Here is a 25,308-nt window from a genome sequence, read left to right as displayed (position 1 = left end):
GATGATTACCATTGTTTTATACATCATAATCTTCATGTATTGTTTGGCGATAATTGTACTGATTTATGGTTTTACCAAAGTGAATACAATTGAATATACCGGCTTAACGCCAAAAACAAAATTCTCCATTATTGTTCCTTTCCGGAATGAAGCCGAAAATCTGCCTATTTTACTAGCAAGTTTATCAAAGTTGAATTATCCGATGGAATTGTTCGAAGTGATTTTGGTCGACGATGAATCTAAAGAATCGTTTGAAGTTCCAAATTTAAAGTTTAAAGTTTCGGTCATAAATAACATTCGGGTTTCCAATTCTCCCAAGAAAGATGCGATTGTAACTGCGATGCAAATGGTAACTACGGACTGGATTATCACCACCGATGCCGATTGTGTAGTCAATGCAAACTGGTTATTAACATTAGACAATTACATTCAGCTTCATGATGTTGCGATGATTGCCGGAGCGGTTACATATGATTGTGGTAATTCTTTTTTACATCATTTCCAGCAATTGGATTTGACCAGTTTACAAGGAGCGACTATAGGCAGTTTTGGTATTAAAAAAGGATTTATGTGTAATGGCGCCAACTTTGCGTATACCAAATCCTTTTTTCAGGAGCTGAATGGTTTCGAAGGAAACGCTGGAATTGTCAGCGGAGATGATGTTTTCTTGTTGCAAAATGCAATTGCAAAATCCCCTGAAGAAGTGCATTATCTAAAATCTGAGAATAATATTGTCATAACCAAACCAATGAACGATTGGAGATCATTATTTTACCAACGCGTTCGCTGGGCCTCAAAAACGAGTTCGTATCAAAGTAGTTTCGGAAAAGGATTGGGATTGTTAGTTTTTGCTGGGAATCTGAGTTGGCTCTTAATTCTTGGTTCTTGGATCTTGGATTTAACTAGTTTTCAGAATGTCTTTTTAGTATTTACTTTAAAATTTTCAGTTGATACTGTTTTGATTTACAAAACCAATCAATTTTTAACCAAGACCAAAGTACAATATTTGATTTTGAGTAGTTTGTTTTATCCTTTTTTTAGCACGAGCGTAGCTTTGTATTCTTTGTTTGGAAAATACGAGTGGAAAGGGAGAAGCTTTACTAAATAGTTTTTTTATTTCTAAAAATCAATCCTGTCAGAGTAATTGCGAGTATCATGGGAGAAATAATACTCACAATAGTATTTCCTATTTTCTCCAACTCTGTTCCAAAATAAAATCGAATAGCAATAAAAACTACTGTAAAAAAAATAGACAAAGACCAATAATTAAAATCAACTATTTTACTGTTTTCATTTTTTTCTGGAAGTTTATAAACATAAAATAAAATCCACCCCAAGCCAATTATCGAACTTAAATGCTGAGCAATTTTATAAAAAGGAATTGAAAATAATTCTAGATTAAAAAAAGAAAATCGCTGTACTATATAACCATCCCAATGCGTCATTGAATCCCATACTATATGTGAAACAGCTCCTAAAAAAAAGGATATCAAAACTGCAAAAACAGCAGTTTTAAAATAAACTATCCAATTGAATTCTTTTAATTCCTGTAACCTATTTTGAAGAAAAGGAGGCGAATTTTCTATAAGAGGACGTTTTATAATTTCATGAAAAGCAAACATAACTATAAAACCCAGAGGAAAATCGATTAGAAATATACCTGAAAGCGTATGACTGATTTCGCTTTGCATTTTCATTCGGAAAAAATATTCAAAATCAGGAGACATTGAGCCAACTATCATAGCAGTAGCTGACAATTTTTTATTTTTTAAAAATGGTAAAAGTATGGCTGGATGTGAAAATGTAAATGGCATTACTTACTCTACTTTTAGAATTACCGGAAGAATAAATTGTGTTTTTACTGGAATACCGCGCTTAATCGCTGGATTAATTTTTGGGAAATTAACCAAACGGGCTTTCAGAATACTGTCAATTTTTATTGTATCATAAGCAACCGAATCTTTGGGGAATTGAGGCTCAAATTGCAGAGTTGCATTTGGAAAAACAGTTACCTTGACTTCAATGGTATCTAGTTCCGGATAGAGAATAGACAGTGTATCAACACTCAATTTTTCTTGAATAAGCATCGTTAAAACTTCGAAAAAACAGTGTTGGCGTTGCTTTTTATCATCTATTTTTTCACAATCCACTACCGATGGGTATTCATCGACTTCTTTCCAGTTGATGGATTTCAGTTCCTTTTGCAACAATTCCTTTTCGGAAGGAATTTGCTTGTCAAAGTATTGACAGGAATTAAAAAATATAAATACTAAAAAGAAGTAATACTGCTTCAAGGTTTTGTTTTTGAATTGGACTAATATTCTATAAAAATACAATTATTTTTTTTGAGATGCTTTCGAAAGTAAATAATCTTCGTAGTTTTCAGCAAACCATTTCTTTTTACTTTCGGCAGCAATTTCTTTTTGATCCGGATACAAAGCTGCCAATCGATCTGAAAAAATAGCAATTTGAATCGTATATTTATAGAATTCCTCCTTTGTTAAAACTAAATTTGGTTCTGATTTTCTATCGAAAAATTCAAAAAAAAGGGCATCAAACTCTTTCAAAGAAAAATTCAATACTTTTACTCTGTTTTCATTGTAAATGGTCTCTTTCAAAAGCATATCATTAACGCTTACTGTTTTCTCTTGAGCGTTTACCGTCCAGAAAGAAAGAGTAAAGAAGAGCATTACTGAAAATAATTGTATCAATTTAATTCTGTTCATTAGCTAAATACAGGTTGCTTTTGTGTTTTCAAAATTACTAAAAATAAATTTATGGATATCTTACTTTTAATTCTAGGTTTCGCGTGCATCATTACAGGCTTAATTGGCAGTTTTTTACCGGTTTTACCAGGGCCAAGTGTGAGTTGGGTTGGGCTGGCATTACTTTATTTCACGAAGGCGGTTCCGGCTAACTATTGGGTTCTAGGGATTGCTTTATTTATTACAATTGTTATTTCCGTTTTGGATTATGTGATTCCGGCAAAGGGAACTAAGAGATTTGGCGGTAGCTCGTATGGTATTTGGGGAACAAACATCGGTTTGGTCATTGGGATTCTTGCTCCAATACCATTTGGTTTCCTTATAGGACCGTTTCTTGGTGCATTGATAGGTGAACTTATTTATGATTTTAATGACCACAATAGAGCTTTGAAAGCAGCTGCAGGTTCCTTTGTGGGGTTTCTGGCTTCAAGTTTCATGAAGTTTGTGATTTGCGTTATGTATTTGGGATTGTTTATATGGATTGTTTGGCAATATAAATCCAAGTTATTTTAATTTATAAACATACTAAAACAAAAAAAAGCTTTTCTTAACAGAAAAGCTTTTTTTTACTGGTCTCGTTTTTGGAACGAGAGGACTCGAAACCGTCTCATACCTTAGGACGAGATAGGGCATTTGTGCTACTCAATCTGAAAATTACTTACTAATCTTTCTATGGAAGAAACATTAAGTTTTTTTAATCGTAATTCTTCTTTTAATGCTTCCGTTTTTGTTTCAAATTCTTTGAAATAAACCAAAATCCATGGACTTTTTCCAGACGTGTATCGGCTTAAATCATTATTGTGTTCAAAAATACGCTTATCAAGATTTTGAGTAAATCCTTTATAAAATAATCCTTGATGATTTTTTATGATGTAAACAAAATACATATCGACTACTATTTAGATTTTACAAAAACAAAAAAAGCTTTTCTATTACGAAAAGCTTTTTTATTACTGGCGGTCTGGACGGGACTCGAACCCGCGACCCCATGCGTGACAGGCATGTATTCTAACCAACTGAACTACCAAACCAGTATTTTAATCTATAACATTCTAATTCTTAAACCCAGTTCTTGAATCGAACCCGTCTCGTCCCAAAAGACGAGATGACAGGCATGTATTCTAACCAACTGAACTACCAAATCAGTATTTTAATTTATAACATTCTAATTCTTAAACCCAGTTCTGGAATCGAACCCGTCTCGTCACAAAAGACGAGATGACAGGCATGTATTCTAACCAACTGAACTAACAAACCAGTATTTTAATCTATAACTTTCTAATTCTTTAACACAGTTCTTGAATCGAACCCGTCTCGTCCCAAAAAACGAGATGACAGGCATCTATTCTAACCAACTGAACTACCAAACCTGCTTTCTTTTTAAATCAAAAAAGCTATCCACAAAAGTGGAAAGCTTTTCATTGGTCTAACTACTAAACCCGCTACGAGTTACAAATTCGTAGCAAACAACACAACTAACGTTAAAAACCTTATGGGGCAAAAAAGCCTTTCTGTTACGAAAGGCTTTCCCCAATATTGCGGTCTGGACGGGACTCGAACCCGCGACCCCATGCGTGACAGGCATGTATTCTAACCAACTGAACTACCAAACCTCTGCGTTATTGCGGTGGCAAAGATACAATAGATTTCCGTTTACGCAAGCGTTTTTTGAAAAAATAATTGATAAATTTTCGCCTTATTATCCAAAGTTTTGTTTTTCAACCAAGTATGTCATTAAAATTTTTTCAAAACTTTCATCCACACTCACCGGAATATACTTAATTCTATTCTGAGCGCAGGTTAAAGCTAACTTGTTGAAGTAACTTTCTATCTCTTTTTCGTATTCTTCCTTTACATTATCTGCAAAAACAGCTACTTCTTCTCCGGTTTCCACATCAATAAACTTCCTTGGAGCATTATCAAAGTCAAAATTTAACTCCGTTTTCTTATCAACAACGTGAAACAGGACTACTTTATGCTTGTTGTGTTTCAAATGTTGCAGCGCATTAAAGAGTGCTTCTTCTCCCGATGATTCTGAACCGGACTGAAACATATCCGTAAATAAGATGATCATCGAACGACGGTGGATTTTCTCCGCTATTTGATGCAGGAAAGTAACTGTGTCTGTCTTTTTTTCAACAGGAGACTTCACAAGCAAGCCTTCGAGTGTATTCAAAATCATTCGGTGATGACGATCACTACCTTTTTCGGGCGCATAGGACTCGTATCTATCCGAAAACACACTTAGACCCACAGCATCGCGTTGTTTCTTCAAAAGATTCATTAAAACCGCCGAAGCCAATACTGAAAACCCAATCTTATTCTCAAAAAAGTTCTGATTGTCTTTTAGTTTTGGATAATGCATCGATGACGAATTATCTATAATGATATGACAACGCAAATTCGTCTCTTCCTCAAAGCGTTTTGTAAACAAACGATCCGTTTTGGCAAACAGCTTCCAATCAATATGCTTGGTGCTTTCGCCAACATTATACACTTTATGTTCAGCAAATTCAGCCGAAAAGCCATGAAACGGGCTTTTGTGCATTCCTGAAATAAAACCTTCCACAACTTGATTAGCCAGCAGTTCCAGGTGCTGAAAACTAGAAATTTTCTCTATTTGTGATTCAATCTTCATCTACCAAATATATTAAAAGATTGAACGATTTAAAAATTAAAAGATTACCGAAACAAAACTTAATCAAGAAGCTGAAATCAATTCAGCTTAAACAAAAAAAAGGCCTGACTTTCGTCAAACCTTTTCTCTGAATCCATACAGATTCTATATAAATCATAATCTACCGATTACAACAAAGCGTCTAAACTATCAGCGTAAGTTTGTTTTGGAGCAACTCCTACTTGTTTCCCTACTACTTCTCCATTATGAAAAACCAAGACTGTTGGGATATTTCTAACACCGTATTTTGCAGCAAATTCTTGGTTCGCATCAACATCAACTTTACCTACAACAACTTTACCTTCGTATTCGTTGCTCAATTCATCAATGATTGGACCTACCATTCTACAAGGTCCACACCATGCTGCCCAAAAATCCACCATTACCGGTTTGTCTGATTTCAAAACTACTTCCTCAAAAGTAGCATCTGTTATTGCTAATGCCATAATTTTTTATTTAAAGTTTATCGTCCGAATATTTTATTGTTTCAAACTAGATTACAAATTTAGAAATTAAAAACAAATCAAACACTATTCCCAAATTAGTTTTGACTATTAATCCATTATCAATTCCTATCTCTACTGCTTGCAAAATTCCGATTTTGATTTTCAGAAGCTATTTCCTGCTGTACGCTGTATCATTTCCGGCTTAAAAAAGCCTGAAAAGGATGCCGCTACCATCAGGGCTAAAAACATGTATTTCCAAAACCTATTTATTTTTTTTTAACAAAAAAAGGGATGCTTTCTCAAACATCCCTTCACTTATAAAAAAACTATATTACAAGCTATATTTCAAACCAAGCGTTAAACCAAGACCACTGATTCCAACATACGAACTTAATTCATCCATTGGTTTAGTAGAATCCAATCCGTTTGGATTAGTCGCAGCATTATTTGAATTCACATCCAAACGATCTACATAATTTGTATGAATTTGGGCTTGAGTTCTACCTGCCAAAGCATTCTGACCATTAGCAGTAAATTCAGTCGTTTCTTTTGATTTACCATGAACGGTAAAATTACGGTACTCCACTTCTGCAAATGCAGAAATATTTTTTCCTAATTTATAAGATGTCCCTAATGCAGCCATAAAACCAACCGTTGGATTTGGCTTCACCTTATCCACACTGTGAACAGCTAAAGTAGCCGGACTAGCAACTCCCGAAGGTGCAATTGCATCCGTAGTTATTTCTAAATCCCCATGAACTGGCACAAGAACTCCAACTTTCGTGTAGGGTTCAAAACCGTTTTGCTCACCTAAAAACAAAACTAAAGCAGGTGCTAAATCAAAAGCACTGATTTGTCCCACGGATTTAAAATTATAAATTGGACGGCCACCTGAAATAAAAATTTGGTCTGTAGTAGTTTGAGCCATAGTTTTGTCAGCGCTAGAGTAATAATTGATTCCCATTTCTACCCCTAAACGTGTATTGAATCTGTAACCAACAGTTGCTCCAGTTCTAAAACCTTCACCAAATGAACCCGTAACACTTTCTTCATAAACTAATTTTCCACCTACATAAACTTTATCTAAAGCTGCATTGCCTCCTACAGTAGGAAACTCAGTGGCAGCCGTTTGAATAAAATAAGATCCTCCTAATTTAAAATACCAACTTTCTTTCTTTTCTGTTTGCCCTACCATTGTCATCGAGCAAATCACAAATCCTAATAAAAATAACTGCTTTTTCATAATTTCGTTTATTATCATTTATGCGAAAATAAACCATTTACACTGAAAATTTAATAACAAACACCCCCAATTATATGTTAAAAATGATTAATACATAACAATCAGAGGGTTACGTATGAATTTAAAATAACACTAATTAACCAACAGACCGAACTGAGATTAATCACATTTCGATATTAATTCAACTTGAAGTTAATTTGCATTTTCTCCAGTTCTACCAGCAATTCATTCGAAATTTTTATTTTTAATTTTCTGCTCGGCATCGTTAGCTTGGTTACTACCTTAATTTCTTCCACCTCTTCTACTTTTGCAACAGCATTAGTCTCTGGAATTTCGAGAGTTTCCATTTCAGAATTATCATTTTCATCAACAAAAGCAACTTCTTCATTCTCTAATTCAACCGGAGCAACAGCAACGAGGCGTTTTGTTTTTTCCAATTCCATAACCTCAAAAGAAACCGTGTTATCTCCTTTATTCTCTTGAAAAAGGTGACTCAATTTATGGATAAAATCTGTTTCTAAATCCTTAATATTTAGCAGCACAATTAATTTTCTAGCGAAAGTTTCTAACACATCTTGCAATTGTTTTACCTCAACAAATTGAAGTCTTGGTTCTCCTTTTTTTCCGGTATCTCGGTCAGTCCAGCCTTCTTTAACCAATACTTTCATGAAAGTGAAATTATTCTGGATAAAAAAATGACGGAACTTTAAATACTCTTCCCCAAAAATTCGGAACTCATAACTTTCATCATATCCTTCTAATGTAAACATGCCCCAACCTTTTCCATTTTTGGCCACACGATGTTGCACATTATTGATGATTCCTCCAAACGCGAGGTTTTTACTCACATGCAATTCCATGTTTTTCAACGCTTCAAGTTTGGCATTACAAAAATATTTCATTTCAAATTTGTAATCGTCTAAAGGATGTCCCGAAATATAAATCCCTACAACTTCTTTTTCTTTAGCGAGTTTTTCCATCGTGCTCCAATCCTCGCAAGGCGGCACGATAGGCTCAGCAATTTGTACATCACTGCTGTCGCCAAACAAACTCACTTGCGATGAATTCTCATTTTCCTGAAATTTAGCACCATACCGAATCGCTTTTTCATAAAAAGTAATTCCATCGCCATCATCATGAAAGTATTGCGCTCTTGTAGTTCCTGTGAAGGAGTCAAATCCTCCCGCTAAAGCCAAATTTTCTAATGCTTTTTTATTTGCCGCACGCAAATCGATACGTTTGGTCAAATCAAAAATAGATTTATATCTTCCGTCTTTTCTTTTCTCCACAATCGTAGCCACAGCGCCAGAGCCCACTCCTTTAATCGCTCCCATTCCAAAACGTACCGCGTAATCATCATTAACGGTAAACTTATAAAAAGACTCATTTACATCAGGCCCCAAAACTTGTAACCCCATACGTTTGCACTCTTCCATAAAGAACGAAACTTGCTTGATATCACTCATATTATTCGAAAGTACTGCAGCCATATATTCAGCAGGATAATTCGCTTTCAAAAATGCTGTTTGGTACGCAATCCAAGCGTAACAAGTAGAGTGTGATTTATTAAAGGCATATTCCGCAAAGGCTTCCCAGTCTTTCCATATTTTCTCTAATTTATCTTCGGCATGACCTTTGGCGGCAGCCTGACTGATAAATTTAGGTTTCATTTTATCCAATACATCCTTTTGCTTTTTTCCCATTGCTTTACGCAAAACGTCGGCATCACCTTTAGAGAAATCTGCCAGTTTTTGAGACAAAAGCATTACCTGTTCCTGGTAAACGGTAATTCCGTAAGTATCTTTCAGTAATTCTTCGCAGGCATCCAAGTCATAGATAATTTCCTCTTCACCGTTTTTTCGCTTGACGAAACTCGGAATATAAGCAATTGGTCCAGGACGATACAACGCATTCATGGCAATTAAATCGGGAAATACAGTTGGTTTCAATTCCTTCATGTATTTCTGCATTCCCGGACTCTCATACTGAAAAATCCCTACTGTTTCTCCCCGCTGAAAAAGCTCATACGTTTTCAAATCATCTATCGGAAACGTGTCTGGATCAAGATCAATTCCAGTTCTGTATTTTACTAATTTGACAGTATCTTTTATCAAAGTCAGGGTTTTCAAACCCAAGAAGTCCATCTTCAGCAATCCGGCACTTTCTACCACCGAGTTATCAAATTGGGTCACATACAAATCCGAATCTTTGGCGGTAGCCACAGGAACAAAATCAGTAATATCGCTTGGCGTAATAATCACTCCACAAGCGTGAATACCTGTATTTCTTAGGTTCCCTTCTAAAACTTTAGCTTGCTGAATGGTTTCACCTCCCAAATCATCTTCATTAGCAAGACCTATTAATTCTTTGATTTTATCGTATTCCTCGGGACGAACCGCTTTTTTAATGATATCTTCTTTTTCATTTAAAAAACGAGCCAAATTCCACTTGGACGGCATCATTCCCGGAATCAATTTCGCAATTTTATCTGCTTCAAATAAAGGCAAATCCAGCACACGAGCGGTATCTCGAATGGCTGATTTGGTTGCCATTTTACCATACGTGATAATTTGTGCCACTTGTTTCGAACCGTATTTTCGGATTACATAATCCATTACACTGCTTCGGCCTTCATCATCAAAATCGATATCAATATCGGGTAGTGACACACGATCGGGATTCAAGAAACGCTCAAAAAGCAGGTTGTACATCAATGGATCAATATTGGTAATTTTCAAACAATACGCCACCACCGAACCCGCAGCAGAACCCCTTCCTGGTCCTACAGAAACTCCCATACTTCTCGCCTCGGCTATTAAATCCTGTACAATCAGGAAGTATCCCGGATAACCAGAATTGGAAATGGTCAATAATTCAAAATCCAATCGTTCCTGAATTTCTTCAGTAATTACGGGATAGCGTCTTCTTGCTCCTTCAAAAGTAAGATGTCTTAAATACGCATTTTCACCTCGTACTCCGCCATCAACTGCATCTTCGGGATTATTAAATTCAACCGGGATTTCAAATTTTGGAAGCAAAACTTCACGTGCCAGATCAAAGATTTCAATCTTATCTACAATCTCCGAAATATTCGAAATCGCTTCCGGCAAATTTGCAAAAAGCTGCTTCATCTCGTCTCCCGACTTGAAATAGTATTCTTGATTGGGTAATCCGTAACGGTAGCCACGACCACGACCAATAGGCGTAGTTTGTTTTTCACCATCACGCACACAAAGCAAAATATCGTGTGCATTCGAATTTTCCTTGTCTATATAAAAGGTATTGTTTGTCGCTATAATTTTGACATCATGTTTTCTTGCCAATGAAATCAAAGACGCATTCACCCGATTTTCGTCCTCTTGATTGTGACGCATTACTTCGATGTAAAAATCTTCCTTGAATTCTTTTTTCCACCAAAGCAACGCTTCTTCGGCTTGATTTTCACCAATATTTAAAATTTTATTTGGGATTTCACCATAGAGATTTCCAGACAAAACAATAATATCTTCTTTGTATTCCTGGATGACTTTCCTGTCGATTCTTGGCACATAATAAAATCCTTCGGTGTACGCGATGGAAGACATTTTAGCCAAATTATGATAGCCTTTTTTGGTCTTCGCCAAAAGCACTATTTGGTATCCATTGTCCTTAACCGACTTATTTTTATGGTCTTCACACACAAAAAATTCACAACCCACAATTGGTTTCATCGGAACTTCAGTAGGTTCTTCACCATTTTCTATTGCCGCTTTATTTTTAGCTTCAGCCGCCTTATTGTGGTATAAAATATCGCGCACAAAATGAAAAGCACCCATCAAATTCGCATGATCCGTCATGGCAACCGCAGGCATTTTTTGCTGAGCTGCCGCTTTTACTAATGCCGCAATACTAATTGTAGATTGCAACACGGAAAATTGGGTGTGATTGTGCAAATGCACAAAAGGCGTATCAATAAGCACCTTTTTATTCTCAGAAAGTTCTTCTCTTGAAACCGCAGGCGCTTGTTTTTCTCCAAACTGCTGACGGATTTTATCAGACGCTTCCTTGAGATTAATATGTTTTAAACCAATGAGTTTGATCTCACTTGGATTCTTACTTTGAAAATCTTTAAAATAACTGGCTGGAACATCCAGTTCCTCTTTTGTGAAAACATCACGACGAATTAACTCCAAGAAACAACGCGTAGTTGCCTCCACATCGGCAGTGGCATTGTGCGCTTCGCCGAAAGGTTTATTAAAAAGATAAGAGTGCAATTCCGTTAACGTAGGCAACTTGAATTTTCCTCCTCGACCACCCGGCAATTTCAATAAGGAAGCCGTAACTTCAGTACAGGTATCCAGAATTGGCATCGAACTCATTTGGCTTTCAACACCCATTCTATAAAACTCACAACCCATAATATTGATATCAAAACCTAAATTCTGACCCACAATAAATTTGGCTTTGCCTAATGCAATATTAAATTTTTCTAAAACTTCCGCCAAAGAGATTCCATCAGCTTCCGCTAGTTCCGTAGAAATACCGTGAATTCGTTCCGCGTCATACGGAATATTAAAACCTTCGGGCTTGACCAAATAATCTTGATGCTCGATGAGTTTTCCCATATCATCGTGCAACTGCCAAGCAATTTGAATACAACGCGGCCAGTTATCCGTATCTGAAATGGGAGCGCCCCAACGCTTTGGTAATCCTGTAGTTTCGGTATCGAATATTAAGTACATATCTGGAGTTGAAGTGTTTGTGATTTAAAAAAATCGCAAAAAATGAATTTCAAATTTAGTTTTTTTTGAATAGAATAGAAGTTAAGTTATCAACAAAAAACAAATTTATTTTCGAAGACTATTCTCCTACTAAAACTACAATCACTTTGAACAAATCATCTTAATCGTACCTTGTTATAAAGATAAAAAGAGTCCGTATTGATTTTTTGGATGTCGTAGTATTTCATCAAAAAAAAATACTAAAATACAGCTAAAAAATATGCCATTTATAAAGAAAAACACATTGAAAAATAACTTCAACAAAATTCAAATAGTCAATTTAAAATTAAAAAAAAGTCGATTTTTATTCCATTTAATTAAACATTCACAAATATAACAGCTTTTTATAAGTATTTTTTATCGATTCTATAAATATCAAAAACAGCAAGAAATTGATTTTTTATTGTATCTAAATAAAAAATCACACTAATAAAAAAGAAGCCCAAAAGATAAAAATCAGCAAAGAAATACACTAATACGATTTTGGGTATCGTATATAATGCAATATTAAAAAATAAAGACTTCATTCTTTTTTTAGTTTTGCTTTCATTGTTATCATCTTAGCCAACTTGGCTATAAAAAAATACATTAAAAACATATTAAAATGAGTACTACATTATTTGACAAAGTATGGGATTCGCACGTGGTGCGTAAGATAGAAGATGGACCGGACGTGTTTTTTATTGACCGTCATTTCATCCATGAAGTTACTAGTCCTGTAGCTTTTTTAGGTTTAAAAGAACGAGGGATTTCGGTTTTATACCCAGAACGCACTTTTGCTACTGCGGATCATAATACACCTACCATAAACCAACACTTGCCAGTTGAAGATGCATTATCTGCCAATCAACTAAAAGCATTAGAAGACAACGCAGCAGAATATGGTATTTCGCACTGGGGATTAGGTCATAAAAAAAATGGAATTGTACACGTTGTAGGTCCTGAAAACGGGATTACTTTACCAGGCGCCACTATTGTTTGTGGAGATTCTCATACGTCTACTCATGGTGCTTTTGGCGCAATTGCTTTTGGTATTGGAACTTCTGAGGTTGAAATGGTTATGGCTACACAATGTATCATGCAACCAAAACCAAAGAAAATGCGCATCAACGTAAATGGTAAATTGAGCAAAGGTGTTGGTCCAAAAGACGTTGCACTTTATATTATTTCTCAATTAACAACTTCTGGAGGTACCGGATATTTTGCAGAATATGCTGGAAACGTTTTTGAAGATATGTCGATGGAAGGTCGTATGACTGTTTGTAACTTGAGTATCGAAATGGGAGCTCGTGGTGGTATGATTGCACCTGACCAAAAAACATTCGATTTCTTAGAAGGAAGATTATACGCTCCAAAAGGTGAAGCTTGGACAAAAGCAGTTGAATATTGGAAAACATTGAAAACCGATGCTGACGCCGTTTTTGACGCTGAATTAAACATCAATGCTGCAGACATTGAACCAATGATTACGTATGGCACGAACCCTGGAATGGGAATTGGTATCTCAAAAAATATTCCGAATGCCAACCAAGTAGAAGGTGGCGAAGAAACATATAAAAAGTCTTTGGCCTATATGGGCTTTGAAGAAAATGACGTAATGATTGGCAAACCAATCGATTTTGTTTTCTTGGGAAGTTGTACCAATGGAAGAATTGAAGATTTCAGAGCTTTTACAGAAATTGTAAAAGGGCGTAAAAAAGCTGATAACGTTACGGCTTGGTTAGTTCCAGGTTCTCACGTAGTAGAAGCCCAGATTAAAGAAGAAGGCCTTTTAGACATTCTTACTGAAGCTGGTTTTGTATTGCGTCAGCCTGGTTGCTCGGCTTGTTTAGCTATGAATGATGACAAAGTACCTGCAGGAAAATATGCAGTAAGTACATCCAACAGAAACTTCGAAGGTCGTCAAGGTCCAGGTTCAAGAACATTATTGGCAAGTCCAATTATGGCCGCTGCTGCTGCAGTGACAGGAGTATTGACAGATCCAAGAGATTTGTTTTAAAAGATTTCAGATTTATGATTTCTGAATTCTGAATTCAGATTTCGCTAGTCCACAAATCACAGATTTCTTTAACAGCATTCATATTAGAACAGACAATTTACATTACACAAAATAATATTAGCGCTTAAGATTACATTTTCCTAGCAGTAAATCTAAAATCAGAAATCGTTAATCAAAAATCAAAAATTAAATGGCATACGATAAATTTAATATCCTTACGAGTAGCGCAGTGCCGCTACCGATAGAAAATGTAGATACCGATCAAATCATTCCAGCACGTTTCTTAAAAGCAACCGAACGTGTTGGTTTTGGAGACAATCTTTTCCGTGACTGGAGATACAACGGAGATGGCACTCCAAAAGCAGATTTTGTACTAAATGACGCAACGTATAGTGGAAAAATATTAGTTGGCGGAAAAAACTTTGGCTCCGGTTCTTCAAGAGAGCACGCAGCTTGGGCGGTTTACGATTACGGATTTCGCGCCGTTGTTTCTAGTTTCTTTGCAGATATCTTCAAAGGAAATTGCTTGAATATTGGTGTTTTACCAGTACAAGTGAGTCCAGAATTTGCCGAAACTATTTTCAAGGCTATTGATGCTAATCCAAAAACAGAATTGGAAATCAATCTTCCGGAACAAACCATTTCACTAAAAGCGACCGGTCAACAAGAATCTTTCGCTATATCTGGTTACAAAAAAGATAACATGATTAATGGTTTTGATGATATTGATTATTTGCAAAACATCAAAGAGGAGATTGTTGGGTTTGCAGACAAACTTCCTTACTAAAAAACAAACAATAAAAAAGCAGTTATCTAAAGTTCAATAGTATAATTAAGCCAGAGAACTGCTTTTACCTTTTTATAAAAACACAAAAGCAAGATTTCAAATTACTGAAATCAAAACTACTTTTAGCATCAAATTTATAATGGAAAAAAGAAAAATTGAAATAATGGATACGACACTCCGTGACGGTGAACAAACCTCGGGAGTATCATTTTCTGCTGCAGAAAAACTAACCATTGCGCAATTATTGCTGGAAGAATTAAATATTGATAGAATCGAAATTGCTTCGGCACGTGTAAGCGAAGGAGAGTTTCAAGGCGTAAAAGGGATTATGACTTGGGCCAATGAGAAAGAGTATTCTAATAGAATAGAAGTTTTAACCTTTGTAGATGACGGACTTTCAATAGATTGGATGAAAAAAACCGGAGCTAAAGTCCAGAATTTATTAACCAAAGGATCTTTGAATCATTTAACACATCAGTTAAAAAAAACACCTGAACAGCATTTTACCGAAATTGCTCAAGCCATAGCTTTGGCTCAGGAAAATAATATTGAGACCAATGTATATTTAGAAGATTGGAGTAACGGAATGCGCAATTCACCAGAATATGTGTTTCAATATTTAGATTTTTTGACCAAACAACCTATAAAAAGAGTCTTACTACCGGATACTTTAGGCGTTTTGATTCCTTCAGAAACTTTTGCATTTATTTCGAAAATTATAGCAAGATACCCTGATACTCATTTTGATTTTCATGCCCATAACGACTACGATTTAAGCATCGCTAATGTAATGGAATCAGTAAAAGCAGGAATACAAGGACTTCACGTGACCGTAAATGGAATGGGAGAACGCGCTGGAAATGCTCCACTTGAAAGCACTGTTGCTGTAATCAATGACTTTTTTCCACAAATAGAAATTGGCGTAAAAGAATCTTCATTATATTCTGTGAGTAAGTTGGTCGAAACTTTTACAGGATACAGAATTCCGGCAAACAAACCAATTGTTGGTGACAATGTATTTACACAAACAGCCGGTATTCATGCTGACGGAGACAACAAAAATAATTTATATTTTAATGATTTACTTCCGGAACGTTTTGGACGAAAAAGAAAATATGCTCTTGGAAAAACATCCGGAAAAGCTAATATTGAAAAAAACCTTCAGGAATTAGGCCTTCAATTAAACCCTGAGGATTTAAAATTAGTTACGCAACGTATCATTGAATTAGGTGACAAAAAAGAAACGGTTACCAAAGAGGACTTGCCTTATATAATCTCTGATGTTTTAGACAGTCAAACTTATCAGGAAAAAATTGTTGTTGAGTCCTATATATTATCTCATGCAAAAGGCATGCGTCCATCGACCACTTTATCTCTAAAAATAGACGGCGAAATCATTGAAGAGCACGCACAAGGTGATGGACAATTTGATGCTTTCATGAATGCTTTGGCAAAAATATATAAAAGCAAAAATTTAGAATTGCCTAAATTGATCGATTATGCCGTACGAATTCCGCCAGGAAGTAGTTCTGATGCCTTATGCGAAACCATAATCACCTGGACAAATAATGAAAAAGAATTCAAAACCAGAGGACTGGATTCAGACCAAACAGTTGCCGCAATAATAGCAACCCAAAAAATGTTAAATGTTGTTGCTGCTCAATAATAAATAGAAATACATTAATATAAAATAGACCTAATGAAATTTAACATAGCCCTTTTAGCCGGAGACGGAATTGGACCTGAAGTAATCAATGAAGCTGTAAAAGTTTCGGATGCTATTGCAAAAAAATTCAACCATGAAATCATTTGGACGCCAGCTCTTACAGGAGCTTGCGCCATTGATGCCGTTGGAGTTCCTTATCCTGACGAAACGCATGAAATTTGCATGAAAGCAGATGCTGTTTTGTTTGGAGCCATTGGACATCCAAAATACGATAACGACCCAAGTGCGCCCGTAAGACCCGAACAAGGTTTATTATTGATGCGCAAAAAATTAGGTTTGTTTGCCAATGTACGTCCAACCTTTACATTTCCATCTCTGATTGACAACTCTCCTTTAAAAAGAGAACGCATTGAAGGAACTGATTTGGTTTTCTTAAGAGAACTTACTGGAGGAATATATTTTGGAGAAAAAGGAAGAAAAGACGATGGCGAAACAGCTTTTGACACCTGTACGTACAACAGATCTGAAGTACAACGTTTAGCAAAAAAAGGTTTTGAATTAGCAATGACACGAACTAAAAAATTATGTTGTGTGGACAAAGCCAATGTAATGGAAACATCCAGATTGTGGAGAGAAACCGTACAAGCCATGGAAAAAGACTATCCAGAGGTGGAGGTGAGCTATGAATTTGTTGATGCGGTTGCCATGCGGTTGGTACAATGGCCAAACTCTTATGACGTTTTGATTACCGAGAATCTATTTGGTGATATTTTAACGGATGAAGCTTCTGTAATATCAGGTTCTATGGGATTAATGCCATCAGCATCTGTTGGAGAACATACTTCATTATACGAACCTATTCACGGATCATATCCACAAGCAACTGGATTGAATATAGCTAATCCGTTAGCGACCGTTTTATCTGCTGCAATGATGTTTGAAGATGCTTTTGGATTAAAAGAAGAAGCAGAAGCTATTAGAACAGTAGTTAACAAATCATTGGAACAAGGAATTGTAACCGAGGATTTAGCTTCTAAAGACTCAAAAGCATACAAAACTAGTGAAGTTGGTGACTGGTTAGTTGCTAATCTATAAATTTTAAAAGTTTCATTTGTTTAAAAATTGAGTAATAGCTAAGATTACAACCTAAAAAACAATACTCCCTTTTAGCTTTTACTCAGCTTTAAACAAAATGATAAACAATAAAAAAGGTGTCAATTTTCATTGACACCTTTTTTTATAGCTAGAAAAAAATATTAATATCCTCCTCTGTTTCCACCACCACGGTTTTCTCCACCACGGCTGTTTCCACCACCATAACCACCGCGTGAATCTCCACCACGACTGTTATTGTTAAAACTTCTTCTTTCACCTTCTGGTTTAGGCTCAGATTTGTTTACTACGATTGCACGTCCTTGAACAGTAGCTCCGTTCAATTCGTCAATTGCTTTTTGAGCTTCGTCATCATTTGGCATCTCAACAAAACCAAATCCTTTACTTCTTCCAGTAAATTTATCAGTAATAATTTTAACTGAATCAACTGCTCCGTAAGCCTCGAAAGACTCTCTTAAATCTGCTTCCTCAATACTGAATGGAAGGCTTCCAACAAAAATATTCATATGTACTTATTTAAATAATACAACAAATGTACTGCATTTTTTTTCTAATCTACTATATATTAGCTTATTTATGATTTTATTTTAAATCCTCAACTAAAATGATTCTAACAAAACATCTGAGTTTTGTAATTTAATACTCTAATTTATCATAGTTTATGGAACTTGCGCACTTATTGGAACCTTATAAAAAACGCCCTGTTGAAAATTCAAAACATCACCTGCTAACGGATTGCCATCTGCATTTTCTGCGTTAAATTTAAATGTTCCAGATACGGTATTATTCACATCATCATACTCAGTGATAACAATTTCACCGCTGCCAATCCCAATTCCAGTTGTAAATGAAATTTCATCCGCGCCAACAGTCAATACATAAACGGCTGTTTTAGAATTACTGGTGCCCAAGGGATATCTTTGAGCGGTTGTAGAAGTGGTTCTTAAAGTTAAAACCTCACTTCCAGTATATCCTTCAATTATCAAAGAACCATCAGAACCCAAGAAAGCTTTAGAGTCAACTGCTCTCCAAAACACATTGTCTTTCATACCTTGAAACGAAGGATTGTTAAAACTCACATCTTCCTCACAAGAAAGCGCAGTAAAAATCACTATCAGAAATATCAAATATTTTTTCATAAAAACTCTTTTGAACTAACAAAAATAAGGCAATAAAGCGTAAAAACTAGAATTTCATTAAAGAAAATCCAATCAAAATCGACTTAACCCTTTACTATTCATTAAAATACATATCGAATTAGCATTTATCGATAAAAGATGTATCTTTGCACCCTTAATTAATCGAGGTCGAGTACCTCAAAATTTAATCACAAGATTATGTCAGTAAAAATTAGATTACAAAGACACGGTAAAAAACAAAAACCTTTTTACTGGGTTGTAGCAGCAGATGCTCGCTCAAAAAGAGATGGTAAATACTTAGAGAAAATCGGTACTTACAATCCAAATACTAACCCAGCAACTATCGAATTAAACCTTGATAGCGCAGTAAAATGGTTGCACAATGGTGCTCAACCTACTGATACTGCTAAAGCAATTCTTTCTTACAAAGGTGCTTTATTGAAACACCACCTTGATGGAGGTATCCGTAAAGGAGCTTTAACTCAAGAACAAGCTGATGCAAAATTAGCTACTTGGTTAGAAGCTAAAGCTGGAAAAGTGGATGCTAAAAAAGAAGGTTTGACTAAAGCTCAAGCTGCTGATAAAGCAAAAGCTTTCAAAGCAGAACAAGATGTTAACGCTAAACGTTTAGCTGCAGCTGCTCAAGCAGAAGCTGACGCTATCGCTGCTGCAACACCAGCTGTTGAAGAAGTTGCTGAAGTTGAAGCTGAAGAAGCTCCTGCTGCAGAAGAAAATAACGAAACAACTGAAGCATAATTTTAGAAGGCGAAGATGCGTAAAGAAGATTGTTTCTACTTAGGTAAAATCGCTAAAAAATTTAGTTTCAAAGGAGAAGTTCTTGCCTATTTAGACACGGACGAACCTGAGTTATACGAAAACTTGGAATCAGTGTTTGTTGAATGCAACAAACACTTGGTTCCTTTTTTTATTGAAAGCAGTTCGCTGCACAAAAACGATTTCCTTAGAATTAGTTTTGAAGATATGAATACCGAGGAAGCTGCTGATGCCATTATAGGCAATGCCATTTATCTTCCTTTAAATATGTTGCCAAAACTTACCGGCAACAAATTCTACTTCCATGAAGTAATTGGTTTTGAAGTGGAAGACAAACGTCTTGGTATTGTTGGAAAAATCGAATCGATAAATGATACTACTGCCCAACCTCTTTTTGAAGTTTTAAACGGTGAAGTAGAAATCCTTATTCCTATGATTGACCATTTCCTTGTGAAAATTGACCGGGAAAACAAAAAAGTCATCATGGATTTACCAGAAGGACTTATTGAAATGTATCTTTAAAAGATTTTTAGATTCGCTGCGCTTTTAGATTATTAGAAACGTCTGCGACTTTAGAAAAAATCTAAGTTGTCTAATATTCTAAAAAATCTAAGTTGTCTAAATTCCAATTCAAACAATTTTCAGTAGAACAAGATCGTTGTGCCATGAAAATTGGAACCGACGGCGTTTTATTGGGTGCTTGGACACCAATTGAAAACAATCCTTTTAGCATTTTAGATATTGGAGCCGGAACTGGAATAATCGCTTTAATGCTTGCACAAAGAAGTAACGCGGAACAAATTGACGCTTTGGAAATCGACGAAGAAGCTTATGAGCAATCCGTAGATAATTTTGAAAACTCCCCTTGGAGTGATCGCTTATTCTGTTTTCATGCCGGTTTAGATGAATTTGTAGAAGAACCGGAAGACGAGTACGATTTAATTGTTTCCAATCCCCCATTTTATACCGATAATTTTAAATCTGCAACCGAACAAAGAGATTTAGCCCGTTTTGCTGACGCGATGCCTTTTGAAGATTTGATTGAGGCTGCTGATTTATTACTTTCGGAAAACGGAATATTCGCTGTAATCATTCCTTACAAAGAAGAGCAAAATTTCTTGGCTTTAGCCAAAGATTATGAATTATATCCTTTAAAAATCACTCACGTAAAAGGAACTCCAACTACAGAAATCAAACGCAGTTTATTGGCTTTTAGCCGAAATGAAAATGTGAATTTTATAATTGATGAATTAATAATTGAAACTTCAAGACATCAATACACTCCCGAATACATTGAATTGACTAAGGATTTTTACTTGAAGATGTAAGTATCATAAAACCGAACAATAAAAGATTCTAAATAAATGTAACACCAAAACGCAAACTATTTTTGAATTATTTTAGCAATCAACTCTAAGGAAATCTTATCTCCAGCACCGACAAATTTAATTTCACCTCTTTTATTTAGCAAAACGACTGTTGGATATGTTTTTATATTTAGTTGCTCTATAAAATTATTTCTGCTACTTAATTTCATAAATGCTTGCTGCCATTTGACATTATTTCTTTTCACATATTCTAATACTTTTTCATTTGATTTATCAACAGCAATACCAAGAATACTTATTTTTTTTTCGTTTAAATTATAGAATTCTCTAAGTAGTGGATTAAATTTAAGACAAGGACCGCACCAAGTACCCCAAAATTCTAAAAGTAAAAAATCCTTATCTTTTAAAACATCTTTTAGAATAAAATTATTGTTGTCTAAATCTTTAAAAGAATAATTTAACGGTATTTTATTATCAATTGCAAATCGTTTTATAGACCCTTTTTTGATTGGACTTAGATACAATGAATCCATTTTAGACTGTCTTTTAATGGTGTAATGTGAATTATTGATAGTAATTGTATCATTAAAGGAATATTTGTACTGATTATTAAAAACAAAATCTTCCGAAAAATTAGTGTTTTTATCTTTAACATAGAATTGACTTTTAGCATAAAAATCAGAAAAATAAAACTCATAATCATCTACTTTCCCTACCCAAGCATCTACAAATTTAATAAAGGATAAATAAGGAATATCTTCTTTACTAATCTTTTGGGCTATTGCATTCTCTCTATCAGGTTTTAAAACAAACTTTCTTTCAAAATTTTTAATTTGATTATTTTCAAAATACTCAAATTTATAAACCGGAGGTAAATAACTATTCACCAAAGCTTCCTCGTCAGCATTTTGATTTACTTCATATTCATATTTAATTTCATCACTAAAATCCTTATTCTTATTGGTATCTGCAATTAGTATTTGTTTATTCTTTTTAAACCCTATTAGTATAATTAGTTCTTGATCAATTTTCTTTTGCGATAGGGTTAGCGTATCTATTTTTAATTTTCTAAAATATTCAAGCACTCTTTTCTTTTCGATTTTATTATTTTTAAGCAGATCGAAAGTATTTTGAACATAATCAATTGCCACGAAATGAAATCTTAAGGAATCTAGCAGAGGGATCCCTATGAAATTATCAGTATAGGACAAAGGTCTTAAATCCAACTCATGTTGATTTAGGTTAAAGGTGTCAGCATTACTTGTTAACTTTAATTTTATTTGCTTTGTTTGAGAAATTGAGACTTGTGCTAACAAACCAAATAGAATTACTGTAATTCGCTTTAATTTCATATCCATGCTTAAGGGCAACTTTTTAGTTATTGAAATGCAATAATTTGATTCTAATCATTAGCAAATTAGGTATAAATTACAGAATTTTACCAATATACAAACCTACAAATTTATGATTGTCAAAATAACAAATGATTTTTTTCCAAGAGGTATAAAAGTTGTTTTTATACCAATTCCCAAAATTTCATAGTTTCCTATTTAATTGAACCTTTAGTTGTACTTTAGACACTCGAATTCATTACAAAACAAATCGAATTCGTAAAAATATAACATTTGTTAATGCTTTTGTTATATTTCTTTATGTAAATTTGCAATACATTAAAATTAACATCCATGAAACCAGACTTATTTCAATCTCCAGATTATTACTTACTAGACGACTTACTAACCGAAGAACACAAACTAGTGCGCGACTCCGCACGTGCGTGGGTAAAAAAAGAAGTTTCTCCTATCATAGAAGAATATGCTCAAAAAGCGGAATTTCCAAAACAAATCATAAAAGGTTTAGGCGAAATTGGAGGATTTGGCCCTTACATTCCTGAGGAATATGGAGGAGCTGGTCTTGATCAAATATCCTATGGTTTAATTATGCAGGAGATTGAACGTGGAGATTCTGGAGTTCGTTCCACTTCATCTGTACAATCCTCTTTGGTAATGTATCCAATCTGGAAATACGGAAATGAAGAGCAACGCGTAAAATATTTACCAAAGTTAGCCACTGGCGAATACATGGGCTGTTTTGGATTAACGGAACCGAATTACGGTTCAGATCCAGGAAGTATGATTACCAACTTTAAAGATATGGGAGATCATTATTTATTGAATGGTGCCAAAATGTGGATTTCAAATGCTCCCTTTGCAGATATCGCAATTGTTTGGGCAAAAAATGAAGAGGGAAGAATTCACGGTTTAATTGTAGAACGCGGAATGGAAGGTTTTACCACGCCGGAAACCCATAACAAATGGTCGCTTCGTGCGTCTTCAACTGGAGAACTGATTTTTGACAATGTAAAAGTGCCAAAAGAAAACTTATTACCCAATAAATCTGGATTAGGAGCGCCACTTGGCTGCCTTGATTCAGCGCGTTACGGAATTGCCTGGGGTGCAATTGGAGCAGCAATGGATTGTTATGACACAGCATTACGTTATGCAAAAGAAAGAATTCAGTTTGACAAACCGATTGCAGGAACGCAATTGCAACAAAAGAAATTGGCCGAAATGATTACTGAAATCACCAAAGCACAATTATTGACTTGGCGTCTGGGTGTTTTGAGAAATGAAGGAAAAGCTACAACGGCTCAGATCTCAATGGCAAAAAGAAATAATGTAGATATGGCGATTCATATTGCCCGCGAAGCCAGACAAATGTTAGGCGGGATGGGAATTACCGGAGAATATTCTATCATGCGTCACATGATGAATTTAGAATCCGTGATTACTTATGAAGGCACACATGATATTCATCTGTTGATTACAGGAATGGATATTACTGGAATTCCAGCTTTTAAATAGTAGTAAACGATTATTAAAGTATTTGTAAAATTGATAGAAAAAGCTTCTTGGAAACAGGAAGCTTTTTTATATTTACATAAAAAATACCACCTATGAATATTGAAACAATCAACAATAGCATTCAGCCCCAAAAAGAACTATTGTTACAACATTCTTTATACAAAAAAGTTAGAACCATTGAAGATTTACAGTGTTTTTTAGAAAATCATGTTTATGCCGTTTGGGATTTCATGTCGTTATTAAAAGCACTACAATCTAAGTTGACTTGCACAACAACTCCATGGTTTGCAACTCAAAATCCTCAAACCAGATATTTGATAAATGAAATAGTCCTTGCCGAAGAGTCTGATTTAACACTAGACGGAAACCGTTCCAGTCATTACGAAATGTACATTGAAGCAATGAAAGCTTGTGGGGCAAACACCGCTGGAATTGAAGATTTTTTATCCGAAGTAGATTCGCTTAAAAACATATTTGTTGCCATCAAAAAAAGCAATTTACACCCTAACATAAAAGCTTTCTTAGATTTTACTTTCAGAGTTATTGAAGAAGGAAAATCTCATGAAATCGCCGCCGCTTTTACTTTTGGAAGAGAAGATTTGATTCCAAGTATGTTCACCGAAATCTTGAAAAACTTTCAAGCAAATTTCCCAGAAACGGACTTGAGTAAACTCATTTACTATTTTGAAAGACACATCGAATTAGATGCTGACGAACACGGCCCGATGGCTATGAAAATGATCACAGAACTTTGTGGAACTGATGCGCAAAAATGGTCTGATGTAGAAGAGGTTTCAAAATTAGCCTTAGAAAAACGCATCGGTCTTTGGGATGCAATCGAAGAAACAATTACTATGAATGTTGCATTGGCGTAAATCCAACACACCCAATTAAATGTAACTATTATTTAGAAATGTATTAAATCTAATTTCAAAATAATGAAAAAACAATTCCAAATAATAGTTGCGTTCTTTTTACTGTTTTTTATTGCAAGTTGCAGCACAGAAAACCCAATTCCCGAAACAAATCCGGTACCGCTATTACCAAACCCTACACCCAATCCTGTATCCGTAACCGTTCCACAAACACAAAATCAAACCTTTAGCTATTTAGCTCTTGGAGACAGTTACACAATCGGACAAAGCGTATGCGAAACATGCAGATTTCCGGAACAACTGAGGAAAAGCCTAAGGAACTTGAATCCAAATAACACCTATCCAATAAAACTTATTGCACAAACAGGATGGACAACCACCAACTTAATTTCGGCGATTGATTTACAGAATCCAAACTCAGATTATGACTTGGTTACCTTACTAATTGGTGTAAACAATCAATATCAAAACAAACCTTTTACTTTATACCAGAAAGAGTTTCCTGAATTAGTTAGTAAAGCTATTGCTTTTGCAAAAGGAGATAAAAACAATGTCATTGTAGTTTCGATACCAGATTATGCCTATACCCCTTTTGGCCAAGGATCAGGAAATCCATCCAGAATTTCCAAGGAAATTGATGAATATAATGCTTTCGCCAAAAAGTATTGCAATGACAACACAATTGAATTTATAAATATCACAGATATCACGAGACAAGGTTTAACAAATTCTAATCTTGTAGCCCAAGATGGACTTCATCCTTCAGAATCAGTCTACTCTTTATTTGTGGAACGTATCCTGCCAAAAGCAGCTGTAGCAATACAAAAATAAAAACTCCTTTCTAAATAAGTTATGCTATAAAACCGCTTTAA

Annotated in this window: 23 protein-coding genes and 2 tRNA genes; 12 read left to right on the top strand and 13 right to left on the bottom strand. The window is 35.1% G+C overall.

Annotation, left to right across the window (positions count from 1 at the left end; genetic code table 11):
- Nucleotides 1-4: 4 nt before the first annotated feature.
- On the top strand, nt 5-1,108 hold the full coding sequence (locus DR980_RS12315) for a glycosyltransferase family 2 protein (protein ID WP_394335941.1): 1,104 nt from the start codon (nt 5-7) through the stop codon (nt 1,106-1,108).
- Here DR980_RS12315 and DR980_RS12310 read toward each other — a convergent pair.
- Genes DR980_RS12310 through DR980_RS12300 form a run of 3 tightly spaced genes read right to left on the bottom strand, consistent with a single transcriptional unit; the run spans nt 1,101 to nt 2,726 of the window.
- Nucleotides 1,101-1,814: a DUF4184 family protein gene (locus DR980_RS12310; RefSeq protein WP_113636570.1), complete on the bottom strand. Its 714-nt coding sequence runs from the start codon at nt 1,812-1,814 to the stop codon at nt 1,101-1,103. The two genes, DR980_RS12315 and DR980_RS12310, sit on opposite strands and share 8 nt — an antisense overlap.
- 3 nt (nt 1,815-1,817) lie before the next feature.
- A complete protein-coding gene (locus DR980_RS12305) occupies nt 1,818-2,294 on the bottom strand; it encodes a hypothetical protein (RefSeq protein WP_113636612.1) in 477 nt (158 codons plus the stop codon).
- A gap of 42 nt (nt 2,295-2,336) precedes the next feature.
- Nucleotides 2,337-2,726 (bottom strand): hypothetical protein, encoded by a 390-nt coding sequence (locus tag DR980_RS12300; RefSeq protein ID WP_113636568.1) that lies wholly within the window; start codon nt 2,724-2,726, stop codon nt 2,337-2,339.
- Between the two features lie 51 nt (nt 2,727-2,777).
- Here DR980_RS12300 and DR980_RS12295 point away from each other — a divergent pair, with 51 nt between their 5' ends.
- Nucleotides 2,778-3,278, top strand: coding sequence for a DUF456 domain-containing protein (locus tag DR980_RS12295; RefSeq protein ID WP_113636567.1), 501 nt, complete (start codon nt 2,778-2,780; stop codon nt 3,276-3,278).
- A gap of 125 nt (nt 3,279-3,403) precedes the next feature.
- Here DR980_RS12295 and DR980_RS12290 read toward each other — a convergent pair whose 3' ends face one another.
- The 7 genes from DR980_RS12290 to dnaE form a co-directional block, all read right to left on the bottom strand.
- The gene (locus tag DR980_RS12290) at nt 3,404-3,652 is read right to left on the bottom strand and encodes a GIY-YIG nuclease family protein (protein ID WP_113636565.1); all 249 of its coding nucleotides are present in this window, start codon (nt 3,650-3,652) and stop codon (nt 3,404-3,406) included.
- 67 nt (nt 3,653-3,719) lie between these two features.
- Nucleotides 3,720-3,796 (bottom strand) — tRNA-Asp (locus DR980_RS12285).
- 508 nt (nt 3,797-4,304) lie between these two features.
- Nucleotides 4,305-4,378 (bottom strand) — tRNA-Asp (locus DR980_RS12280).
- An 86-nt stretch (nt 4,379-4,464) separates the two neighbouring features.
- On the bottom strand, nt 4,465-5,403 hold the full coding sequence (locus tag DR980_RS12275) for a DUF58 domain-containing protein (protein ID WP_113636563.1): 939 nt from the start codon (nt 5,401-5,403) through the stop codon (nt 4,465-4,467).
- 167 nt (nt 5,404-5,570) lie between these two features.
- Complete coding sequence (gene trxA, locus DR980_RS12270) at nt 5,571-5,888, bottom strand: thioredoxin (protein ID WP_024980008.1); 318 nt, start codon at nt 5,886-5,888, stop codon at nt 5,571-5,573.
- 331 nt (nt 5,889-6,219) lie between these two features.
- A complete protein-coding gene (locus DR980_RS12265; RefSeq protein ID WP_113636610.1) occupies nt 6,220-7,131 on the bottom strand; it encodes an outer membrane beta-barrel protein in 912 nt (303 codons plus the stop codon).
- A 176-nt stretch (nt 7,132-7,307) separates the two neighbouring features.
- A complete protein-coding gene (gene dnaE / locus DR980_RS12260; RefSeq protein WP_113636561.1) occupies nt 7,308-11,852 on the bottom strand; it encodes a DNA polymerase III subunit alpha in 4,545 nt (1,514 codons plus the stop codon).
- Between the two features lie 643 nt (nt 11,853-12,495).
- On the opposite strand from dnaE, the gene leuC reads away from it, so the two are divergent.
- The 4 genes from leuC (at nt 12,496) to leuB (ending at nt 17,438) form a co-directional block, all read left to right on the top strand.
- Nucleotides 12,496-13,890 (top strand): 3-isopropylmalate dehydratase large subunit, encoded by a 1,395-nt coding sequence (gene leuC / locus DR980_RS12255; RefSeq protein ID WP_113636559.1) that lies wholly within the window; start codon nt 12,496-12,498, stop codon nt 13,888-13,890.
- Between the two features lie 190 nt (nt 13,891-14,080).
- Nucleotides 14,081-14,677 carry a 3-isopropylmalate dehydratase small subunit gene (gene leuD, locus DR980_RS12250; protein ID WP_113636557.1) on the top strand — a complete coding sequence of 199 codons (597 nt, stop codon included), beginning with the start codon at nt 14,081-14,083 and terminating at the stop codon, nt 14,675-14,677.
- 139 nt (nt 14,678-14,816) lie between these two features.
- The gene (locus DR980_RS12245) at nt 14,817-16,343 is read left to right on the top strand and encodes an alpha-isopropylmalate synthase regulatory domain-containing protein (protein WP_113636554.1); all 1,527 of its coding nucleotides are present in this window, start codon (nt 14,817-14,819) and stop codon (nt 16,341-16,343) included.
- A gap of 33 nt (nt 16,344-16,376) precedes the next feature.
- Nucleotides 16,377-17,438 carry a 3-isopropylmalate dehydrogenase gene (leuB, locus tag DR980_RS12240; RefSeq protein WP_113636552.1) on the top strand — a complete coding sequence of 354 codons (1,062 nt, stop codon included), beginning with the start codon at nt 16,377-16,379 and terminating at the stop codon, nt 17,436-17,438.
- Nucleotides 17,439-17,599: 161 nt separating this feature from the next.
- On the opposite strand, the gene DR980_RS12235 is transcribed toward leuB, so the two are convergent.
- The gene (locus DR980_RS12235) at nt 17,600-17,962 is read right to left on the bottom strand and encodes an RNA recognition motif domain-containing protein (protein ID WP_066079550.1); all 363 of its coding nucleotides are present in this window, start codon (nt 17,960-17,962) and stop codon (nt 17,600-17,602) included.
- Nucleotides 17,963-18,115: 153 nt separating this feature from the next.
- Nucleotides 18,116-18,595 carry a DUF6252 family protein gene (locus DR980_RS12230; RefSeq protein ID WP_113636550.1) on the bottom strand — a complete coding sequence of 160 codons (480 nt, stop codon included), beginning with the start codon at nt 18,593-18,595 and terminating at the stop codon, nt 18,116-18,118.
- Nucleotides 18,596-18,793: 198 nt separating this feature from the next.
- Between DR980_RS12230 and DR980_RS12225 the strand changes: the two genes are divergently transcribed.
- The 3 genes from DR980_RS12225 to DR980_RS12215 all read left to right on the top strand — a co-directional run bounded on the left by DR980_RS12225 (nt 18,794) and on the right by DR980_RS12215 (nt 20,697).
- Nucleotides 18,794-19,351, top strand: coding sequence for a 30S ribosomal protein S16 (locus DR980_RS12225; RefSeq protein ID WP_113636548.1), 558 nt, complete (start codon nt 18,794-18,796; stop codon nt 19,349-19,351).
- Nucleotides 19,352-19,366: 15 nt separating this feature from the next.
- Nucleotides 19,367-19,891, top strand: coding sequence for a ribosome maturation factor RimM (rimM, locus tag DR980_RS12220; RefSeq protein WP_113636545.1), 525 nt, complete (start codon nt 19,367-19,369; stop codon nt 19,889-19,891).
- Between the two features lie 143 nt (nt 19,892-20,034).
- The gene (locus DR980_RS12215; protein WP_113636543.1) at nt 20,035-20,697 is read left to right on the top strand and encodes a tRNA1(Val) (adenine(37)-N6)-methyltransferase; all 663 of its coding nucleotides are present in this window, start codon (nt 20,035-20,037) and stop codon (nt 20,695-20,697) included.
- 56 nt (nt 20,698-20,753) lie between these two features.
- On the opposite strand, the gene DR980_RS12210 is transcribed toward DR980_RS12215, so the two are convergent.
- Nucleotides 20,754-22,055: a TlpA family protein disulfide reductase gene (locus DR980_RS12210; RefSeq protein WP_113636541.1), complete on the bottom strand. Its 1,302-nt coding sequence runs from the start codon at nt 22,053-22,055 to the stop codon at nt 20,754-20,756.
- A gap of 327 nt (nt 22,056-22,382) precedes the next feature.
- Here DR980_RS12210 and DR980_RS12205 point away from each other — a divergent pair, with 327 nt between their 5' ends.
- The 3 genes from DR980_RS12205 to DR980_RS12195 all read left to right on the top strand — a co-directional run bounded on the left by DR980_RS12205 (nt 22,383) and on the right by DR980_RS12195 (nt 25,267).
- On the top strand, nt 22,383-23,561 hold the full coding sequence (locus tag DR980_RS12205; RefSeq protein ID WP_113636539.1) for an acyl-CoA dehydrogenase family protein: 1,179 nt from the start codon (nt 22,383-22,385) through the stop codon (nt 23,559-23,561).
- A 92-nt stretch (nt 23,562-23,653) separates the two neighbouring features.
- Nucleotides 23,654-24,436, top strand: coding sequence for a DUF3050 domain-containing protein (locus DR980_RS12200; protein WP_113636536.1), 783 nt, complete (start codon nt 23,654-23,656; stop codon nt 24,434-24,436).
- 63 nt (nt 24,437-24,499) lie between these two features.
- Complete coding sequence (locus DR980_RS12195) at nt 24,500-25,267, top strand: SGNH/GDSL hydrolase family protein (protein ID WP_113636534.1); 768 nt, start codon at nt 24,500-24,502, stop codon at nt 25,265-25,267.
- Nucleotides 25,268-25,308: the final 41 nt, after the last annotated feature.

This window comes from Flavobacterium psychrolimnae (assembly GCF_003312425.1).
Taxonomy (GTDB): domain Bacteria; phylum Bacteroidota; class Bacteroidia; order Flavobacteriales; family Flavobacteriaceae; genus Flavobacterium; species Flavobacterium psychrolimnae.
This window is presented reverse-complemented; position numbering and strand designations above follow the sequence as displayed.